The 19,379-nt window shown below is 68.4% G+C and carries 13 protein-coding genes; 4 read left to right on the forward strand and 9 right to left on the reverse strand.

Annotation, left to right across the window (positions count from 1 at the left end):
• Window positions 1-9 precede the first annotated feature (9 nt).
• Entirely contained in the window at window positions 10-2,196 is a 2,187-nt protein-coding gene (gene rlmKL, locus VV867_RS21275) for a bifunctional 23S rRNA (guanine(2069)-N(7))-methyltransferase RlmK/23S rRNA (guanine(2445)-N(2))-methyltransferase RlmL (RefSeq protein WP_328567490.1), read from the reverse strand.
• 466 nt (window positions 2,197-2,662) lie between these two features.
• Between rlmKL and rmf the strand changes: the two genes are divergently transcribed.
• Window positions 2,663-2,881, forward strand: coding sequence for a ribosome modulation factor (rmf, locus tag VV867_RS21280; protein WP_109934758.1), 219 nt, complete (start codon window positions 2,663-2,665; stop codon window positions 2,879-2,881).
• 92 nt (window positions 2,882-2,973) lie between these two features.
• Here rmf and VV867_RS21285 read toward each other — a convergent pair whose 3' ends face one another.
• Window positions 2,974-4,005, reverse strand: a complete 1,032-nt coding sequence (locus VV867_RS21285) for a quinone-dependent dihydroorotate dehydrogenase (protein ID WP_275627218.1) — start codon at window positions 4,003-4,005, stop codon at window positions 2,974-2,976.
• 209 nt (window positions 4,006-4,214) lie between these two features.
• Between VV867_RS21285 and VV867_RS21290 the strand changes: the two genes are divergently transcribed.
• Window positions 4,215-5,084 carry a DUF6685 family protein gene (locus VV867_RS21290; RefSeq protein WP_256595896.1) on the forward strand — a complete coding sequence of 290 codons (870 nt, stop codon included), beginning with the start codon at window positions 4,215-4,217 and terminating at the stop codon, window positions 5,082-5,084.
• Here VV867_RS21290 and VV867_RS21295 read toward each other — a convergent pair.
• Window positions 5,081-5,530: a helix-turn-helix domain-containing protein gene (locus VV867_RS21295; protein ID WP_275627219.1), complete on the reverse strand. Its 450-nt coding sequence runs from the start codon at window positions 5,528-5,530 to the stop codon at window positions 5,081-5,083. The genes VV867_RS21290 and VV867_RS21295 overlap by 4 nt on opposite strands.
• A gap of 123 nt (window positions 5,531-5,653) precedes the next feature.
• Here VV867_RS21295 and VV867_RS21300 point away from each other — a divergent pair, with 123 nt between their 5' ends.
• Window positions 5,654-5,866: a DNA-binding protein gene (locus VV867_RS21300; RefSeq protein WP_109934754.1), complete on the forward strand. Its 213-nt coding sequence runs from the start codon at window positions 5,654-5,656 to the stop codon at window positions 5,864-5,866.
• A 117-nt stretch (window positions 5,867-5,983) separates the two neighbouring features.
• Here the strand turns inward: VV867_RS21300 and VV867_RS21305 are convergent, their stop codons facing one another.
• On the reverse strand, window positions 5,984-6,517 hold the full coding sequence (locus VV867_RS21305; RefSeq protein WP_328567491.1) for a hypothetical protein: 534 nt from the start codon (window positions 6,515-6,517) through the stop codon (window positions 5,984-5,986).
• A 202-nt stretch (window positions 6,518-6,719) separates the two neighbouring features.
• On the opposite strand from VV867_RS21305, the gene VV867_RS21310 reads away from it, so the two are divergent.
• Window positions 6,720-6,944 (forward strand): hypothetical protein, encoded by a 225-nt coding sequence (locus tag VV867_RS21310; protein ID WP_089392671.1) that lies wholly within the window; start codon window positions 6,720-6,722, stop codon window positions 6,942-6,944.
• Between the two features lie 6 nt (window positions 6,945-6,950).
• Here the strand turns inward: VV867_RS21310 and pgaD are convergent, their stop codons facing one another.
• From pgaD to VV867_RS21335, 5 genes are all read right to left on the reverse strand, one after another.
• The gene (pgaD, locus tag VV867_RS21315; RefSeq protein WP_109934752.1) at window positions 6,951-7,394 is read right to left on the reverse strand and encodes a poly-beta-1,6-N-acetyl-D-glucosamine biosynthesis protein PgaD; all 444 of its coding nucleotides are present in this window, start codon (window positions 7,392-7,394) and stop codon (window positions 6,951-6,953) included.
• A complete protein-coding gene (pgaC, locus tag VV867_RS21320) occupies window positions 7,394-8,719 on the reverse strand; it encodes a poly-beta-1,6-N-acetyl-D-glucosamine synthase (RefSeq protein WP_109934751.1) in 1,326 nt (441 codons plus the stop codon). The genes pgaD and pgaC overlap by 1 nt, the downstream gene beginning before the upstream one ends.
• The gene (gene pgaB, locus VV867_RS21325) at window positions 8,716-10,719 is read right to left on the reverse strand and encodes a poly-beta-1,6-N-acetyl-D-glucosamine N-deacetylase PgaB (RefSeq protein WP_328567492.1); all 2,004 of its coding nucleotides are present in this window, start codon (window positions 10,717-10,719) and stop codon (window positions 8,716-8,718) included. Before pgaB ends, pgaC begins: the two co-directional genes overlap by 4 nt.
• A gap of 9 nt (window positions 10,720-10,728) precedes the next feature.
• Window positions 10,729-13,191, reverse strand: coding sequence for a poly-beta-1,6 N-acetyl-D-glucosamine export porin PgaA (gene pgaA / locus VV867_RS21330; RefSeq protein ID WP_328567493.1), 2,463 nt, complete (start codon window positions 13,189-13,191; stop codon window positions 10,729-10,731).
• A gap of 1,131 nt (window positions 13,192-14,322) precedes the next feature.
• Window positions 14,323-19,185 (reverse strand): NAD-glutamate dehydrogenase, encoded by a 4,863-nt coding sequence (locus tag VV867_RS21335; protein ID WP_328567494.1) that lies wholly within the window; start codon window positions 19,183-19,185, stop codon window positions 14,323-14,325.
• Window positions 19,186-19,379 lie beyond the last annotated feature (194 nt).

The raw sequence follows: 19,379 nt of genomic DNA on the forward strand, positions 1-19,379 counted from the left end.
CCTGGCGAATCAGCGTGCGCTGATGCGCCAGGCCCGATGGATCTTCGGATTGCGCACGAAGTCCGGGTCCAGGGTCTGGGCGCTGATGTCCTCGACCTGGTAGCGCGCCGCCAGGCCCGGGTCCAGTTCGAACTTGCGGAAGTTGTTGGAGAAGTACAGCACGCCGCCCTTGGCCAGGCGCGTCATGGCCAGGTCGATCAGCTCGACCTGGTCGCGCTGCACGTCGAACACCCCCTCCATGCGCTTGGAGTTGGAGAAGGTCGGCGGGTCGATGAAGATCAGGTCGTACTCGCCGCGGTCCGCCCGCAGCCATTCCATGACGTCGCTCTGCACCAGTTTCTGCTTGTCGGAGAAACCGTTGAGCGACAGGTTGCGCCGCGCCCAGTCCAGGTAGGTCTTCGACAGGTCGACGCTGGTGGTGCTGCGCGCGCCGCCCCTGGCCGCATGCACGGTGGCCGTGGCGGTGTAGCAGAACAGGTTGAGGAAGCGCTTGCCGGCGGCCTCGCGCTGCAGGCGCAGGCGCATCGGCCGGTGGTCGAGGAACAGCCCGGTGTCCAGGTAGTCGGTCAGGTTGACCAGCAAGCGCACGCCGCCCTCCTCCACTTCCATGAACCGGCCTTCGCTGTTCTGCCGCTCGTACTGGCGCTTGCCGCCCTGGCGTTCGCGGCGCTTGATGACGATGCGTTCGCTGGGGATGCCCAGGGCCTGGGGCAGCGCCGCCAGGGCATCGAGCAGGCGCACCTGGGCCTTGGCCGGGTCGATGGACTTGGGCGCGGCGTACTCCTGCACGTGCACCCAGTCGCGGTACAGGTCCACGGCCAGGGCGTACTCGGGCATGTCGGCGTCATACAGGCGGTAGCATTCGATCTTCTCGCGCCTGGCCCACTTGCCCAACTGCTTGAGGTTTTTCTGCAGGCGGTTGGCGAACATCTGCCCGCCTTCGCTCAAGCGCGCCTGCTCGACGACCGGGGCCGAGGCCCCGGCGGACGCCTGGCGGGGTTCGGCGCCACGCTCGCCGGTGACGAACTGCCGCGGCTCCACCTCGAACATCAGCAGCTTGCACGGCAGCGCGCCGTTCCAGAAGGCGTACTGCTTGTGGCTGCGGATGCCCATGCGCTTGCCCAGCTCGGGCGCGCCGGTGAAGACCGCGGCGTTCCAGCCCAGGCAGGCCTGGCGCAGGCGCTCGCCCAGGTGCTGGTAGAGGTACAGCAGGCTGGCCTCGTCGCCCAGGCGCTCGCCGTAGGGCGGGTTGCAGACCAGCAGGCCGCGCTGGCCCTTGTCCGGGCGCGGCTCGAAGGTGGCCAGCTCGCCCTGGTAGACCTTCACCCACTCGCCCAGCCCGGCGCGCTCGATGTTGTTGCGCGCCGGCTGGATCAGCCGCGGGTCCGCCTCGTAGCCGCGGATCCACAGCGGCGTGCGCGCAAGGCCGGCGGCGGCGCGCTGCTCGGCCTCGGCCAGCAGCTTGCGCCACAGCGCCGGGACGTGGCCCAGCCACTTGTCGAAGCCCCAGTGCTCGCGCCTGAGGTTGGGGGCGATGTCGGCGGCCATCAGGCCGGCCTCGATGAGGAAGGTGCCGACGCCGCACATGGGGTCGGAAAGCGCCCCGCCCTCGGCGGCCAGCTGCGGCCAGCCGGCGCGGATCAGGATGGCCGCGGCGAGGTTCTCCTTCAGCGGCGCGGCGCCCTGCTGCAGGCGGTAGCCGCGCTGGTGCAGGCTGTGCCCGGAGAGGTCCAGGGACAGCACCGCCTGGCCGCGGTCCAGGTGCAGGTGGACGCGGATGTCCGGGTTGACCTTGTCCACCGTCGGCCGCCGGCCGAACTCGGCGCGCAGGTTGTCGACGATGGCGTCCTTGACCTTGAGCGCGCCGAAGTGGGTGTTGTCGATGCCCGAGCCCTTGCCGCTGAACTCCACCGCCAGGCTGCCGCCGGGGTCGAGGTGGTCGCTCCAGTTGACCGCGTTCACGCCCAGGTACAGCTCCTCGGCGTTGGCCACCGGGAAGCGCGCCAGCACCAGCAGCACGCGGTTGGCCAGGCGCGACCAGAGGCACAGCCGGTAGGCCGTCTCCAGGTCGCCGCGGCCGCGCACGGCGGACACCTGCGCCCGCGCCTCGATCAGACCCAGCGCCTGCGCCTCGTCCAACAGCAGGCCGTCGAGGCCCTTGGGACAGGTGAGGAAGAGTTCGTAGTGTTCCGACATCGCGATTCCCGGGCCGAAGCCCTTTCCAGGGGGGCCTTGGCCCCCGGTACCGGATACCGCGCCCAGACGCTGGCACCCGGCCATGATTCATTTCAAGAGGTTTCACCAACCCGCGACCCGAGGTCGCAGGCACTGGCCCGCTCGTCGGGATGAGAGAACCTCTCAATTTCCTGGCAGCTTGCCAGCTTCCGTTGCACAAGCCCCTGAACATGCGGTTTCGGGCAATTTGCCCGAGCCGCCTGCGGGGAAAACTTATGGCCTGAGCCCATAAGAGTTAAGTCTTTATGACAAATTGGTTGTTCACAGGCTCGAAGCCCATGGTTTAGAACTCAGCTTAACCCGTCGCCGCAAAGGTGTCGGGCGGGGTCTGTCACGCCGGCAACGGACCCCTTTTGGCGGAATTGTCCGCCAGGCCTCCCCAGGGGGCCAACGGGACATAACAGTCAACAAGTGAGGGCAACACCCTATGAGAAGACTCAAGCGTGATCCGTTGGAAAGAGCCTTTATGCGCGGTTACCAGTACGGCCTCAGTGGCAAGTCTCGCGATCTCTGTCCTTTCACCCATCCCACTACCCGGCAGTCCTGGCTCAATGGCTGGCGCGAGGGTCGCGGCGACAACTGGGATGGCCTCACCGGCACTGCCGGCCTGCAACGTCTGAACCAGATGCAACACGCCACTAGCTGACCAAGGATCACACCGATTTCCCCAAGGCCGTCCCATCCGGGCGGCAGGGCGCAAGCCCGAGGGCTCCGAAAGGAGCCCTTTTTTATTTGTCCTCAGCGCTCGGTGCGCTGCGCCTGGGCGATGGCGTCCACCGCCTCGCGGATCAGCGCCGGCCCCTTGTAGATGAAGCCCGAGTAGATCTGCACCAGGCTCGCCCCGGCGGCGATCTTCTCCGCCGCGTGAGCACCCTCGGTGATGCCGCCGGCGGCGATGATCGGCAGGCGCCCGCCCAGCTCGCCAGCCAGGACCTTGACCGTGTGGGTGCTCTTCTCGCGCACCGGCGCGCCCGACAGGCCGCCGGCCTCGTCGCCGAACGGCAGCCCCTCGACGCCTTCGCGGCCCAGGGTGGTGTTGGTGGCGATCACCGCGTCCATCCCCGCCTCCACCAGCGCCACGGCGACCATGGCGGTCTCCTCGTCGGTCATGTCCGGGGCGATCTTGATCGCCAGCGGCACGCGCCGGCCATGCTGCTCGGCCAGGTCCTCCTGGCGCTGGCGCAAGGCTTCCAGCAACTGCTTGAGCGAGTCGCCGAACTGCAGGCTGCGCAGGCCCGGGGTGTTGGGCGAGCTGACGTTGACCGTGACGTAGCTGGCGTGGGCGTAGACCTTGTCCAGGCAGATCAGGTAGTCGTCCACCGCGCGCTCGACCGGGGTGTCGAAGTTCTTGCCGATGTTGATGCCCAGCACGCCGCGGTACTTCGCGGCCTTGACCCGCTCCACCAGGTGGTCGACGCCCAGGTTGTTGAAGCCCATGCGGTTGATGATGGCGGTGGCCTGCGGCAGGCGGAACAGCCGCGGCTTGGGGTTGCCCGGCTGCGGGCGCGGGGTGACGGTGCCGATCTCGACGAAGCCGAAGCCCAGCTGGGCGAAGCCGTCGATGGCGTCGCCGTTCTTGTCCAGGCCGGCGGCCAGGCCCACCGGGTTGGGGAAGTCGATGCCCATGACCTGCACCGGCAGGCTGGCCGGCTTCGGGCAGAACAGGCCGTTGAGCCCCAGGCGGCCGCCGGCGCCGATCAGGTCGATGGACAGCTCGTGGGAGGTTTCCGGGGAGAGTTTGAACAGCAGCTCGCGGGCCAGGCTATACATGGTCGGGCATCGGTCGGCAAAATGGGGCGCTAGTATAGCCGGCCGGCCAGCCCCTAGGCGAGGCGCGGCCGCCGCGGTCGAGCCCGCGCCCGCGTGGCGCTCGCCATCGAAGGAAGGAAGCAAGATTTGTCACTGCCCGGACGCACAAGCGCCACTGGCTTACCTATGCTTAAGGCTGTCCGCCGGGCATCGGGAGTTTGCCGTCGACCATGAATCCACCCCGCAACATGGCCCAGCGCCTCGCGGCCATCGCCCAGCGCCTGGGGCTGGGCGGCACCGACCAGCACAAGGTCGCGCAGCGTACCCGTTCCCTGGCGCTGAGCTTCAGCGCCCCGGCGAGCCCGCCCGGCGGCATCGGCTGGCAGTCCGGCGCGCCGCTCTACCGCCTGGTCGACCTGCCGCGCGGCGCCTTGTCCGGGCCGGTGCAGGAAGACAAGGCGCGCGCCCATGCCGCACTGAAGAAGCTGGTCGGCTCGCGCCTGCTGGAACTCGAAGAAGTCGACCTGCGCGCGGTGGACGGCCTGTACACCCGCGGCCCCCTGGCGAATTCCGCGCTGCCCGACTTCGAGGCGCTGGCGGCCAGCGATGCCGGGCGCCAGGTGCGGATCATCAGCTACCGCGACTTCGGCAAGGCGCTCGGGCAGGCCCTGCCCGGCTTCGAGCGTGGCATCGAGCTGCAGTTGCGGCGGGCCGACTGGCATGGCCAGCGGCTGTTCCTGGAGCTGGACAACCACGTCGAAGCCTTCGCCTGCGCGGTGGCCTATGCGCGCCGCCGCGGCCTCGAACTGCGCCTGCCGGCCCGGGTGCGCCAGTTCAGCCTGCAGGGCAGCGCCCTGGACGACCTGGAGCGGCGCTACCACGTGCTGGCGATGCCGACCCAGGCCTGGAGCGACGCCGGGTTCATGGGCCTGCTGCTGGACACCGGCCTGCCCTATGCGCGCTTCGGCCTGTTCAACAGCGAAACGCCGGAAACCCTGCTGCTGCCCAAGGACCACCCGCAAGCCGATGAATTCGGCAACGGCCTGCGCAGCATCGGCGCCCCCGACCTGCTGGGCTACCTGCGCGGCTGCGCCGCCTAGTCGCGCGCCTCTTCGTCGTCGGGGCCGTCTTCGGGGTCGTCGTCGGTTTCCTCGCAGATTTCCCGCCCCGGCTCCTGGCGAAGGCGTTCGAGCACGTCGTGGTGGCGGCTGCGCCACTCCTCCAGGCTGAGATTGCTGCTGGCCAGCAGCGAGGGGTTCTGCTCCACCAGGTAGACGGCGGCGGACTGCGCCGAGTCGGCGATTTCCCAGGCCACGGATACCGGGTCGATGGGCCCTTCGTAGGTGATCCAGCGGGCGAAATCCGGATAGACGCTGCAGACCTTCTCGAAATCCTCGTCGCGCATGCGCTGGCGGCCGAACTCGATGTTCTCCACGGTCTTGGCCTTCATGCCGACGATCCTGGCGAATTCCGGGCGCTTGAGCCCGGTCAGCTCACGCAGGCCACGCAGTCTTTCCCCAGCGGTAAAAAGGAAACGTTTCTTCACGATCTGTAATCCATTTCCGGACATTCGAAGCACCATACAAAAACACTAATATTTAGTGTATTGTCGCCGGGAGATCCGTATCGCCTCTCTCCCAACAGCGCTGGTCATGGTGCAGGACACCACATGAAAGTGGAAGAACCCTTCTCCCCCGCTCCCGAGGATGAAACCTACTACCTGAGCCTCGAGCGTTTCGCCGAATGGCTCGGGATGTCCGATCAGCCGGAGGTTCTGGAGGCCTGGATCGCCAGCGGCAAGCTGCCCATGCGGGAGATCGCCGGACATCGCCTGGTTGACCTCAGAGCGTTCCTACGCGCGGAAGGGAAACCCAAACCCTGAACACGCCAGGGCTCCCACGAACGCGAGCCGCTCGCGGCCCCGCGGCACGGCCGTCCGCCGTGCCGGCAAGGGCGCCTTCATTCGACAGGGGGTTGCTGGAAGCGCGTCCGAGGGGCGTCAGTCTTCCCGGCTGGCCTCGACCAGGCGCTCGTAGGCCGGTGCCGCCGGAATGCCGATCTCCAGGCACAGGGCCATGACCCTTTCCAGGTCGCAGCCGTACACCAGCACCGCCTGCAGCTCGTCGTCCAGCGGCTCGCTGAAGTCCAGCAGCACGTAGCCGCCCTTTTCCGGATAGAGCGCGCCCAGCTGCACCTGGATGCGCTTCAGCGCGGTGAGCGGGTCGGCCTTTTGCAACTGCTTGGCCTGCAGCACGAAGTTCACGCTCGCATCGAACGAGGCGCGGATGCCCTCGAACAGTTCCTTGTAGTCGTCGGCCTGGAACAGCACGATGTCCGGCAGGCTGCCGACCACTACCCATTCGCCCAGCGGGATGGGGAAGCTGTCGTCATAGTTGATGTCCGGGTTGGCGGCGAGGAAGGCCTCGGGGTCGGCGTAGGCCGCGGCGGCCTCCTCGGCGATCCGGCGGGTTTCCTCCTCGCCCATGCAGCCCGAGCTGATCAGGGTGAGGAGTTCGGCGAGCTGCTCTTTCATGGCGCGGTCCCGGGAGATTGCGAAAGCCGCGAAGGATACCCCGAATCGGCCCGGCCTGCTGGGCCGCCGGAACCTATGGCGGCCCCGGGTGTCGGAACTCGGCCCGGACGATAGCGACTATCGACCGGGATGATTTCCCTGGATGCCGGGCCCTCGATAGCCTTTGTCCACCCCCACTTTCCACGCCCCGGGTGAACCCGCCATGTTCCGATCCCTTTCCAGCCTGGTGCTGGCCGTCCCCGTGCTGGTGGGCTGCGCCGCGCAACCGCCCGCCAGCGAGCCCCAGCGGGCGTACAGCGACGCCGAGGTCAAGGCCTTCGCGCTGAAGATCCTCAGCGCCAGCAACATGGACAGCGACCTCTACGCGCGCTACCGCCGCGCCCTCACCGAGCCGCGCCACGCGCGTAACGAGGACAGCGGCAGCTGAGGCCGTTCAGGGCGCCTCGACTTCCATTTCCGCCGGGTTCTCCACCCACACCAGGTTGCCGTGCTCGTCGTTGTGCAGGGTCACCACCTGGGCGCCATGCAGGCGGGCCAGGGTATCGCCACTGATATTGAAGCTGCGCGACAGCGCCTGGCGCGACAGGTCGGGCATGCGCGAGCGCCGCTCGTAGCGCGCCGCGCGCAGTTGGTTGTAGCGGGCCCAGGAAACCAGCAGCGCGGCGATCAGGGCGCTGCACAGCACGTAGACCATCAGCGTGTCGAGGGTCTGCAGCAGCTTGCCGCCCCAGTCCAGGCGCGGCCCCTGCCAGCCGCTGGCGAGCAGGGCCGTCATGCCGCGCACCATCAGCCAGGCGAAGACCGTCCAGGCGCACAGCGTCAGCAGTACGTCCAAGGTGCGGGGCAGCCAGTGCTGCGGTGTCTTGATCAGTTCCATCACGTACTCCTCTTGATGCCGCGGTCGGGGCTGGTCCAGCGCGCGCGGCCCTGGCGCGCCCTGAGCATGACCTTGGGGAAGCTCACCAGGGTGGTCAGCAGGGTGACCAGCCAGAAGGCGAAGGGGTACCAGATCACCCAGAACAGCGAACTGGCCAGGTGGCGCTCGTAGCGCCGCTCGATCAGCAGGCTCAGGGCGAACTGCAGCAGGCACACGCAGGCCAGCAGCAGCCCGGTGAAGGCCGGCGGCACTATGTCGGCGACGCGCAGGCTGGGCGGCAGCTCGACCACCAGGCCCAGCGCCCAGAGCAGGATCGACAGCAGGAAGGTGAACGCCCAGGCCGCCGACAGGCTGAACTCGATGAGCAGCGGCCACATGTAGCGGTAGCGCCAGGTCCAGATACTGCGGATGTTCTTCAGCAGCACCTCCGCCCCGCCCTGCGCCCAGCGCAGGCGCTGCTTCCACAGCCCGCGCAGGGTCTCGGGCATGAGGATCCAGCACAGCGCGCGGGGCTCGTAGAAGATCGACCAGTGGTCCAGCTGCAGCTTCCAGCTGATGTCGATGTCCTCGGTGATCATGTCCGTGCTCCAGTAATCCACCCGCGCCAGGGCGGTGCGGCGGAACGCGGCGACCACGCCGGAGACGGTGAAGACCCGCCCGTAGACGCGCTGGGTACGCTTGATCAGGCCGATGATGGAGGAGAACTCGCCGACCTGGACGCGGCCGATCAGCGTCGAGCGCGTGCGGATGCGCGGGTTGCCGGTCACCGCGCCGACCCGCGGGTTGTCGATCAGCGGGGCCACCAGGTAGGCCGCGGCGTCGGGGTCGAGCAGCGCGTCGCCGTCGATGCACACCAGGTACTCGCTGCGTGCGGCCAGCGCCCCCATGCGCAGGGCCACGGCCTTGCCCTGGTTCTGCGCCAGGTGCAGCACGCGCAGCCGCGGCTCGCCCTCGGCCAGGGCATCGAGCACCTGCGCGGTGTTGTCCGAGGAGCCGTCGTTGATGGCGATGACCTCGATGTTCGGGTAGTGCTGCGCCAGGGCGGCGCCGATGGTGTCGGCGGCGTTGTCGCCCTCGTTGAAGCAGGGGATGAGGATCGACACCAGCGGCTCGCCCTCCAGGCGCGGGACGTCCTGCCGCCAGGCCCAGTGGCGCTCCCAGTGCAGCCAGAAGTAGGCGCCGCCGGCCATCCACAGGGCCGACATGAACAGCGGATAGAAGAACACGAAGTTCAGCAGTATCTCGCCGGTGAGGACTATGGCTACGCCGATCGGGCCGCCGAGCAACAGCAGCAGGACCAGCAGGGCAACGATGCGATCGATCATGGCTCGGGGTACCAGGCGTTGGAGATGGCCGGACGCAGCGCCTCGAGCGGGGGCTGGTCGTTGACGAAATCGTCCGGGTAGTAGCCGAAGCTGCGCACGCCCTCCCACTGCAGGCGGTGCATCCAGCGCCGCAGCTGGGCGGCGTCGACGGGCGCCTCGCGCCCTTCGCGCCAGTCGCGCGCCTGCAGCTCGAAGACGGTGCGCTGCAGCGCACCGGGGCGCTTGGCCACCTCGCGCACCAGGCGCTGCAGCCAGGCCTCGGACTGCTCCGCGGGCACGCCCTCCATCAGCGGCATGGCCATGGGCGCGGTCCAGTCGTAGGCGGCCAGGAAGTCGTCCAGGTTCTGCGCGAACCAGGCCTCGCTCTGCGGCTCGAGGATCGGCAGCGCATAGAGGTTGCGCGCCGTCTGCACCTGCGGGCCACGGATGGCGCGCACGCGCTCGGCGAGCTGGCGGGTGAAGTCCACCAGGTAGCGGCTCTTGAAGCGCGTCCAGCGCTGCAGCGTCTGCGCATCGCCGCGCAGGCCGGCGATGTCGCCCGGCAGGCCGGCCGCGCGGTAGGCCGCCAGCGCCTGGGGCCCGGCGTCCTCGAAGTCGGAGAGCAGCGCATCGTCGTGGAACAGCAGGCCGGCGAAGGCGGCGTGCCCGGCCAGGTCCTCGTAGATCTCGGTGATCTGCCGGCGCACCTCGGGGTCGAACGGCGACAGCCGCCGGTACTGCTGCGGGTCGATCTCCAGGCGCCCGCTGCGCGGGTCCCAGCGCTGCACCCGCGGCAGCTGCGGGGCCAGGTCGAAGGCCAGCACCGGCATCCAGGCGAACACTTCCACGCCGGCGCGGGTACGCAGCTGCCAGGCGGCGCGGTTGAACAGGTCGGCGCGCATCGGCAGGTGGCGGTTGGGGAAGTACAGCGCTTTCACCGTGCCATCGCCTACCGGGTCGGCATAGGCCTGGAGGAACACGGTGTTGATGCGCAGGTCGGCGATACGCTGCACCAGTTGCCCGAGGTTGGCCTCCATTTGCCGCGGGTCGGGATCGTAGACGTAGTCCAGGTCGACGTGGGCGACGCGCAGGTTGTCCTGCGCCTGGACGCGGCTGATGGCCGAGGTGAAGCGGTGCAGGTCGGGGTCGCCGTTGAGCAGGAAGCGCGGCAGGTTGTCCAGGTGGTCGATGCTGCCCAGGCCGTCCTCGAGGGTCAGGGCCAGGGCGTAGCCGTCGTCGCCGACCACCTGCAGGGCGGTACCGCTGGCCGCGCCATAGGGCCATACCCACACCCGTGGCGGCTTGCCGGTGATGCTCTGCAGGGTGCGGCTGATGCGCTTGACGTCGATGCCCACGCGGTTGCGGTATTCGGCCTCGGTTTCATAGCGCCCGGCATTGGCCAGGTACAGGCGGTTGGCCGCCGCCGGCAGCTGGCTGCCCTGCGGGTTGCCGGGGCCGCCGAAGTGCAGGGCCTCGGTGTGCGCGCCTATTTCCACCAGGCCGGACTTGGCGATTTCCGCCAGTTGCTGGCGGGTGAGGAAGCGCCGGCGCTCCACCGCCAGGCCGCCGAAGTCCACGCGCTGCTGGTCCGGGGTATCCAGCCAGACGCCCACCGGCGCCATGATCGCCGGCCAGTCGTAGGCCTTCAGGATCGGCAGCACGCGCTGGTAGAAGCTGCTGTAGCCGTCGTCGAAGCTCAGCAGCAGCGGTTTCTCCGGCAGGCTGCCGCGGCCAGCGCGGGCGGCCAGCAGTTGGTCCACGGAGATCGCCTGGAAGCCCTGCTCGTGCAGCCAGGCCAGCTGGTCCACCAGGTTGGCGGTGCGCACGCTCATGAAGGCCTGGTCGGCGTCGCGGTCGGCGACCTCGTGGTAGGCCAGGGTCAGGATGCGCCCCGGCGGCCAGGGCTTCTCGTTGGCGGCAAGGGTGCGCTGCGCCGGCTCGACGAAGGGGGGCGCCTCGCTGGCGCAAGCCCCGAGCAGCAGCGCCAGCCCCAGCAGCAGGAAATGGTAGGTGGCTCTCATGTTCGGGTCCTAGAAGCGGTAGCTGAGGTCGAAGACCAGGCGGTAGTCCAGTTCGCGGTCGCCGTCGTAGGGGCGGCTGACGGCGGACAGGGCGAGGCCTGCGTCGAAGCGGTCGTCCAGGCTCAGGCGCTGGCCGTAGCCGATCAGGCCGACGGCGCCGGTGCCGTGGTGCTGCTGGCTGTAGCTGCCGGCGCCGAGCTGGCCCTGCTGGGTCCAGCGTGTCTGGTAGCGGCGGTAGAGGGTGTGCTCCAGGTTCAGGCTGGGCAGCAGCAGCAGGTCCGACTTCGGGTTGAAATAGGGGACGTCCTCCGACTTGCTGTTGCGGCTGCCGGACACCTCCAGGCCGAGGTCCGCCACCAGGTAGGGCGAGCTGTAGAAGCGCTGGCTGCCGGTGAGGGCGAGTTCATGGCGCATGTTGCCGTCGCTGAAGTGCGAGGGCGCGTAGGCCAGGCGCCACTCGCGCTGCTCGCTCTGGCGCCAGCGCAGGAAGCCGTCCAGGCGGTCGGCGCGGATGCCGCTGTTGAGCGCCCGCAGCGGCGTCTCCCGGGACAGGCGCGCGGCGCTCCAGCCGTACTGCCACTGGTCGTCGATGTCGTGGACGCCGGACAGCCTCAGGCCCAGCTTGTCGCCATCGCCATAGTCGTTGTGCGACACCTCCGCCTCCAGCGTGGTGTTGCGCCCGGTCCACTCGGTGCCCACGCGCTGCCAGCGGTAGTGCCCGGTGCCTTCCTCGAAGTCGCCGGTGGCATAGCCGGCGCCGCCGAACAGGCGCCAGTGGTCGGCGATGGGCGGGCTGTAGAGCACGCTGTCGAAGCCCAGGTCGCGGCTGCCGTTGACCTCGCCGCCATTGGCATGGCCGCCATAGGCGCTGATGCGCAGCTCGGCCATGTGGTGCACCTGGCGCAGGTAGTCCAGGCGCTGGGCCTGCAGTTGTTCGGGGAAGCGCTGGATGACGTCGTCGGCCAGCAGGTCCAGCTGCCGCCATTCCTGCAGCTCGCGCGCCACCATGCCCTGTTCGGTTTCCAGGGCCACGCCGCGCGGGTCGGTGCTTTCGGCGATCTTCAGCTGGTCTTCCGCACGCCGCGGCCAGCCGCGGGACAGGTAGGTGCTGGCCAGGCCGGTGCGCAGCCGCGAGTTGTCCGGCGCGCTCGCCACCAGGCTTTCGTAGTCCTGCTGCGTCGCCGGCAGGTCGTTGCGGTACAGCCGGCCGTTGGCCTGCAGCAGGCGGGCCTCCAGCCAGTCGTCGTTGGGCACGGCCACGCCCATGCCCGGCGGATGCAGGCGCACCGGCTGCTGCGCCACCAGGCCATCGGCCAGGGTGGGCAGCTCGTCGAGCCGTTCGCTTTCCACCAGGGCGTAGAACAGCCCCTGGTGGTCGTCCATCCAGTCGCTGTCCTTGGCGTTCTCGCTGGCGATCACCTGGCGGTACAGCTCGGCGGCCCGCTCCGGCTGGCGCTGGTACAGGCTGGCGCCGGCGACCCAGCGCAGGGCGTAGGGCGGCAGCTCCGCGCCCTCGGCATGCAGGCGCTCGTATTCCTCGACCACCTCGGCCATGCGCGCCCGGGCATAGAGGCCGCCCAGGCGGTCGACGCGCACCCGGTGCACCTCCTGCGCCGCGGCCGGATCACCGGCCCATTGCGCGAGCAACCGGTCCGCCTCGGCGATGGCCCGGTCGGCGACCACGAAGCGCTCGCTGTCGCGCAGCGGCGACACTTCCGCCAGGCGCACCAGCTCGGCGACGCGGTCGGCCTGCAGGCTGCGCTGCTGCGCCGCCGACAGCACGCCGGGGTGGCGCTCGCCGAAAGCCAGGGCCTGGCGCGGCAGGCCGGCGGCCTGCAGGGCATCGACGTATTCGCTCAGCACACGGCTTTGCCGCGGGGCCAGTTGGCGGGCCTGGTCCACCTGGAACAGTGCCGCGTAGGGCTCGCCCATCTGCTGGTGGACATAGGCCAGGGCCAGGCGCCGCTCGGCGTCGCGCGGCGCGGCGGCGACCAGGGCCGCGGCCTTCTGCAGCGCCTCGGGGCCGCGGCCGGCATCCACCAGGGTCATCGCCTGGCCCTGTTGCAGGGCCGGGTCGCCGGGATGGGCAGCCAGGCCGCGGCGGTAGGCCTCAAGCGCCTGGGGCCAGCGCTTGAGGTTGCGATAGGCCCGCGCCACCGCGGCCCAGGCGCCGCTGGACAGCCGGGCCTGGGAGTGGCGCTGGTAGGTCTGCAGCACTTCCTCGTCCAGCCCCGCCCACCCGGCGATGACCAGGTGGTCGTCCAGGTGCGCGAGGTCGTCGGGGTTCTGCCGCAGGCGCTGCAAGGCCGGCTGGTAGTTGCCGGCGCGGGCTTCGCGCACGAGCTGGTCGTAGTCTTCCGCGGCCTGGGCCCAGGCGCTGCCGAGCAGCAGCACGGCCAGGCAGCCGCCCATGGGCAGCCGCCGCTGGAAAAGCTGCGAAGCGAGAAAGGACAAGGGGGTCTTGGACAGCACAGCAATCATCCCTAACTGCATGGAAGCCGCGCGAAAGCCGACACTCTGTCGAAAACTGACGCAGCCGCCGCATGCCGGTTTATTGACATTCAAGGCGAGAAGAAAAGCTTTCCGTCAGAATTTAGTCAACTGCCGTTCGTGAAAAAACGCTGACGTCCTACGACTAATGGCTGATTTCACGTCAATAAAAGCCAGGAAATTGACGAACAAAGGCAAAAGCTGGGGAAGCGATTTTTTGACGGAAGCGGGCTATGGTGGGGCCAGTCAGGCCATTCGGGACCTTAAATACCGATAAATATCGATATCTATTCTTGCCTTCCGGAAAAACCGTCGAGAGATGGCTAATAGCCATTGACCATAGCCGCTCCTTCTGAAAGCGCGAACAGAAATGTAACCAAACATTTCGAAATCGACCGTAACGCGAAAGGATCTCAAGGGGGGTTCGTTGGGGGATGTGCGGGGAGTTTCCCTGTAGGCGCGGATTTATCCACCCCACGTCGGGCCCGACCATGACGTAGGGCGAATAACCGTTCGCGGTTATCCGCCGATGCGCCGAGGCCGCGGCCAACGCCCAGGTCAACCCCGGAGCCGCCGAGAATCATGGCCAAACGGCGGATAACGCCGTAGGCGTTATTCGCCCTACGCCAGGCCCGACCATGACGTAGGGCGAATAACCGTTCGCGGTTATCCGCCGATACGCCGAGGCCACGGCCAACGCCCAGGTCAACCCCGGAGCCGCCGAGAATCATGGCCAAACGGCGGATAACGCCATAGGCGTTATGCGCCCTACGGGGAGCCCGGGAGCTTCGGGGTTCCGCATCACTCCGAACGGTCCCCTCTCCCGCTTGCGGGGGAGGGTTAGGGAGGGGGGCGGAGTCAGGGTTTGGCAGAGGTGCCAGAGCGAAGTCCGTCCCCTCTCCCCAACCCTCGCCTACGCGGCCCGCCCTGAAGGGAGAGGGGGCTGTTCGGCGCGGGCGGATGATGCAGAGTCAGCCGGCAAACTCGTGGGGATAACCGTTCGCGGTTATCCGCCGATGCGCCGAGGCCACGGCGCGCCATGGCCACGTGCGATGAAAAAAAGCCCCGCACAAGGCGGGGCTCAGTATCGACAATGGGCTCAGCCAGCAGGCATCAGGCGATGCTCGTGGCGTGCTGGCTGCTCTGCGCCAGGTCCAGCAGTTCGCGGTTGGCCACCGCGTACATGGCGTAGTCGGTGCTGGTGGAGGCGCGCAGTTCCACCAGCATGGCGCGCCAGCGCTCGGCCATTTCGCGGTGCTGCTCGATCCACAGGGCCACGCGCTCGGCCATGTCCTGCGGGCCGTCCTGCATCTGCAGGACCGAGACGGTGATCGCCCGCTGCTGCCAGTCGAGGTCGTCGCGGAAGGCTTCGCGGGCCAGCGCCTGCCAGTTGTTCTCCACCGGCAGGTTGCTGATCTGCTGCAGGTACCAGGTCAGCTCCAGCTCGCTGCCGATGGCGAAGTAGGCGCGCGCCACTTCGGCCGGGTCGCGGCCGGTGACGTCCGCCGCCTCGACGATCGGCAGCAGGGTGTAGAGGTGGCTGGTGCCGGCGACCATGCGCGCCAGCAGTTCCGGCACGCCGGCGTCGACGTAGGCCTGGTAGCGCGCCTGCCACAGCTCGCGGGTCGGGCCTTCGAGCAGCTCGTTGAGCTTCAGCCCCAGGGCCGCGATGCGCGGGCCGAAGTGGGCCACGTCGCGGGCGGCGTCCTGTTCGTTGCGGCGGCTGCGCAGGAACCAGCGGGTGGCGCGGCGGCCCAGGCGCATCAGTTCGTCCATCAGGGTCAGCTGGACTTCCGCCGGCACCTGGTAGTCGAGCTGCTCGATCTGGCGGAACCAGTGCGGCAGGTGGAACACGTCGCGGACGATCACGTAGGCGCCGGCGACGTTCGCCGGGGTCATGCCGGTGGACTCCTTCAGGCGCTGCACGAAGGTGATGCCCATGTGGTTGACCAGGTCGTTGGCGATCTGGGTGCTGACGATCTCGCGCTTCAGCCGGTGCCTGCGCATGGCGCTGCCGAACTTGGCCACCAGGGTCTGCGGGAACGCCGTCTCCATGTCGCGGGTGAGGTAGTCGTCGTCCGGCACCTGGGACTTGAGCAGCGACTCCTTGAGGTCGATCTTGCTGTAGGAGATCAGCACCGACAGCTCGGCGCGGGTCAGCCCCTGGCCGGCGGCGATGCGTTCGGCCAGGCCGTCGTCGGTGGGCAGGAACTCCAGGGCGCGGTCGAGCTTGCCGCGGGCCTCCAGGTCGTTCATCAGCCGCTTGTACTCGGCGATGCGCTCGCGGGCGCGGCGCTCGGCCAGGCTCAGCGCCTGGGTCTGCTTGTAGTTGTTGCCCAGCACCAGGTCGCCGACCTGCTCGGTCATCTCGGCGAGCAGGCTGTTGCGCTGCTTGCCGGTCATGTCGCCGGCGGCCACCACCTCGTTGAGCAGGATCTTGATGTTGACCTCGTGGTCGGAGCAGTCCACGCCACCGGCGTTGTCGATGAAGTCGGTGTTGCAGGCGCCGCCGTTCAGGCCGAACTCGACGCGGCCCAGCTGGGTCACGCCCAGGTTGCCGCCCTCGCCCACCACCTTCACGCGCAGCTCGCGGCCGTCCACGCGCAGGGCGTCGTTGGCCTTGTCGCCGACATCGGCATGGCTCTCCTTGCTGGACTTGACGTAGGTGCCGATGCCGCCGTTCCACAGCAGGTCCACCGGCGCCTTGAGCAGCGCGTTGATCAGCTCGGTGGGGGTCAGGCGTTCGGCCTGGATGTCGAAGCGCGCGCGCACCTCGGGGCTCAGGGCGATGCTCTTGGCGCTGCGCGGGAAGACGCCGCCGCCGGCGGAGATCAGCGCGGCGTCGTAGTCCGACCAGGCCGAGCGCGGCAGGTTGAACAGGCGCTGGCGCTCGACGAAGCTCAGCGCCGGGTCCGGGTTGGGGTCGAGGAAGATGTGCAGGTGGTTGAAGGCGGCCACCAGTTGCAGCTTGTCGGACATCAGCAGGCCGTTGCCGAACACGTCGCCGGCCATGTCGCCGATGCCGATGACGGTGATGTTGTCCCTCTGCACGTCGATGCCGCGCTCGCGGAAGTGCCGTTGCACCGAGACCCAGGCGCCGCGGGCGGTGATGCCCATGCCCTTGTGGTCGTAGCCGGCCGAGCCGCCGGAGGCGAAGGCGTCGCCCAGCCAGAAGCCGTACTCGGCGGCGATGCCGTTGGCGATGTCGGAGAAGGTCGCGGTGCCCTTGTCGGCGGCCACCACCAGGTAGGGGTCGTCCTCGTCGTGGCGGACCACGTTGGCCGGCGGCACCACCTCGCCTTCCTTCAGGTTGTCGGTGATGTCCAGCAGGCCGGAGATGAAGATGCGGTAGCAGGCGATGGCCTCGGCCTGGATCTCGTCACGGCTGCCGCCCACCGGCAGGCGCCGCGGGATGAAGCCACCCTTGGCGCCCACCGGGACGATCACCGCGTTCTTCACCTGCTGGGCCTTGACCAGGCCGAGCACCTCGGTGCGGTAGTCCTCCTCGCGGTCGGACCAGCGCAGGCCGCCGCGGGCGACCTTGCCACCGCGCAGGTGCACGCCCTCGACCCGCGGGCAGTAGACGAAGATTTCGTACTTGGGCACCGGCTTGGGCAGCTCGGGGATCGCCCTGGGGTTGAACTTGAAGCTGAAGTAGCTCTTGTTCTGGCCGGCGGCGTCGGGCTGGTAGAAGTTGGTGCGCAGGGTGGCCTTGATCAGGTCCAGGTAGCGCCGCAGGATGCGGTCCTCGTTGAGCACCTGGACGTTGTCCAGGGCCGCGAGAATGGCCTGCTCCAGCTTCTGCTGCTTGTCTTCCAGGTCCTCGGCGGCGAGCTTGCGGGCCAGGTAGAAGCGCGTCTTGAACAGCCGCACCAGCTCGCGGGCGATGTCCACGTGGGCGTTCAGCGCGCTGGCGATGTAGCCCAGGTCGAAGCCCAGGCGGATCTGCTTGAGGTAGCGCGCGTAGGCGCGCAGCAGGGCGACGTCGCGCCACGGCAGGCTGGCGGTCAGCACCAGGCGGTTGAAGGCGTCGTTCTCGGCGTCGCCGTTGACGATGTGGACGAAGGCGTCCTGGAGGACCTCGTTGAGCTGCTGGATGTCCACGTCCAGGCCTTCGGCGTAGGTGAAGGCGAAGTCGTGGATCCAGTACTCGCGGCCGTTGGCGTGGCGCAGGCGGTAGGGGAACTCGCCGAGCACGCGCAGGCCGAGGTTCTCCAGGATCGGCAGCACGTCGGACAGCGCCAGGGGCGCGTCGGCGTGGTACAGCTTGCAGTGCAGTTGCTGCTCGCTCTGCGCCAGCGGCTGGTAGAAGCTCATCACCAGCGGGCGGGCCTCGGACAGGCTGAGCAGGTGCTGCAGGTCGACCACCGCGAAGTGCGGGGCGAAGCGCTCGCGGTAGCCGGCCGGGAAGCCCTTGGGGAAGTCCTCGAGGATGTTGGTGCCCTGCCCTTCGCCGAAGTTCTCCACCACCAGCGCGGCGTAGTCGTCCTGCCAGGAACGGCAGGCCTGGATGGCCTCTTCCTCGAGCAGCTTGGTGTCGATGTCGATGCGCGTCTTCGGGTCCACCCGCAGGATGAACTGCACCCGCGCCAGGGTGGATTCGGAGAAGAAGGTCCAGAACTCGCAGTCGCTGGCCTTCAGGCGCTCGCGCAGGACCTGCTCGATCTTGATCCGCGTCTCGGTGGAATAGATGTCGCGCGGCACGTAGGCCAGGCAGTAGGCGAAGCGGCCGTACGGGTCCTTGCGCAGGAACAGGCGGATCTTGTTGCGTTCCTGGATCTGCACGATGGCCATGGCGGTGCTGAACAGCTCGTCCACCGGGGTCTGGAACAGGTCGTCGCGCGGCAGCACCTCCAGCACCTGGGCCAGTTCCTTGCCCAGGTGGCCGTTGGCGTCGAAGCCGGAGCGGCGCTCGACCTCGGCGACCTTGCCGCGGATCGAGGGGATGTGGTTGACGCTCTCGTTGTACACCGAGGAGGTGAACAGGCCCATGAAGCGGAATTCGCGCAGCACCTTGCCCTTGGCGTCGATCTCGCGGATGGACACGTAGTCCGGGTAGGCCGGGCGGTGCACGCGGCTGGGGTGCGAGGCCTTGGCGAAGGACAGCAGCAGCGGCTCGCGCAGGTAGGCCACCGCGTAGTCCTCGATGTGCAGCTCTTCCTTGCTCAGGCCGGTGCGCAGCAGCTTGGTCACGCCGAGGAAGGACTTCTCGTCGTAGTTCACCCGGCCGCCGTCGCCCTCGTCGACCACGGTGAATTCCTCGTAGCCGAGGAAGGTGAAGTGGTTGTCCAGCAGCCATTCGAGGAAGGCGCGGACCTCGGCGGTCTCCTCGGCGCGGGCCTTGGCCTTCGACTTGCCGAGCCAGGCCAGCAGTTCCTCGGCCTTGCCGCGCATGGCCGGGAAGTCGGCCACCGCCAGGCGCACTTCGCCCAGCACCTCCAGCAGGCTCTTCTCCAGGGTGCGCAGCTCGCCGACGTGGGAGGCGCGGTCGATCTCCAGGTACATCAGCGACTCATGGCCCACGTCCTTGCCCTGGCTGTTCTTCGGCAGCACTTCCAGCAGCTCGCCCTTGGCATTGCGGCGCACGCTGACCACGGTGGTCTGCAGGGTGTGGATGCTGTAGCCGCGGCGGTTCAGCTCCATGCGCACCGAGTCGACCAGGAACGGCTGGTCCGGGTGCAGCACCTGCACGGCGGTGTGCGTGGACTGCCAGCCGTGCTTCTCGTAGTCGGGGTTGTACACGCGCACTTCCGGCTCGGCCGGGTCGAAGCGCTCCAGCAGGCGCCAGGAGGACAGGGTGCAGCCGACCAGGTCGGACAGGCGGCGCTGGGTCAATTCGTCGAGGGAGATGAGGCTGAAGAACTGTTCGGCGAACAGGGCTACTTGTGGCAGCACCTTTTCGCCGACGTGCTGCGCCAGCGCCGATTGCAGTTGCTGCTGGAAATCGGCTTTGCTGGCCGCGGTGAAGAACGCCATGGTCAATGCTCCGCTTGGCTTGTCATTGGGTGAAGCAAGGGCTTTCTCGAGCTGCGAATCGCCCCGGGGGCGGCGCCGGGCCGCCGTCTTCCGATGAAGTTCAGCAGATGCTGGGCATTAATCCAGGCAGGGGAAGCATCCAGGATGGCGGCCGGACCGCCCGGTCACGATTCACTTGCGGAGCTTAACGAGAC

The sequence above is a fragment of the Pseudomonas sp. JH-2 genome (genome assembly GCF_036231725.1).
In the GTDB taxonomy this organism is placed as follows: domain Bacteria; phylum Pseudomonadota; class Gammaproteobacteria; order Pseudomonadales; family Pseudomonadaceae; genus Pseudomonas; species Pseudomonas delhiensis.

Excerpts from the sequence above, each read along its gene's own strand:
- rlmKL (WP_328567490.1), bottom strand. The coding sequence starts at position 2,196 with ATGTCGGAACACTACGAACTCTTCCTCACCTGTCCCAAGGGCCTCGAC.
- rmf (WP_109934758.1), top strand. The coding sequence starts at position 2,663 with ATGAGAAGACTCAAGCGTGATCCGTTGGAAAGAGCCTTTATGCGCGGT.
- VV867_RS21285 (WP_275627218.1), bottom strand. The coding sequence starts at position 4,005 with ATGTATAGCCTGGCCCGCGAGCTGCTGTTCAAACTCTCCCCGGAAACC.
- VV867_RS21290 (WP_256595896.1), top strand. The coding sequence starts at position 4,215 with ATGAATCCACCCCGCAACATGGCCCAGCGCCTCGCGGCCATCGCCCAG.
- VV867_RS21300 (WP_109934754.1), top strand. The coding sequence starts at position 5,654 with ATGAAAGTGGAAGAACCCTTCTCCCCCGCTCCCGAGGATGAAACCTAC.
- VV867_RS21305 (WP_328567491.1), bottom strand. The coding sequence starts at position 6,517 with ATGAAAGAGCAGCTCGCCGAACTCCTCACCCTGATCAGCTCGGGCTGC.
- VV867_RS21310 (WP_089392671.1), top strand. The coding sequence starts at position 6,720 with ATGTTCCGATCCCTTTCCAGCCTGGTGCTGGCCGTCCCCGTGCTGGTG.
- pgaD (WP_109934752.1), bottom strand. The coding sequence starts at position 7,394 with ATGGAACTGATCAAGACACCGCAGCACTGGCTGCCCCGCACCTTGGAC.
- pgaC (WP_109934751.1), bottom strand. The coding sequence starts at position 8,719 with ATGATCGATCGCATCGTTGCCCTGCTGGTCCTGCTGCTGTTGCTCGGC.
- pgaB (WP_328567492.1), bottom strand. The coding sequence starts at position 10,719 with ATGAGAGCCACCTACCATTTCCTGCTGCTGGGGCTGGCGCTGCTGCTC.
- VV867_RS21335 (WP_328567494.1), bottom strand. The coding sequence starts at position 19,185 with ATGGCGTTCTTCACCGCGGCCAGCAAAGCCGATTTCCAGCAGCAACTG.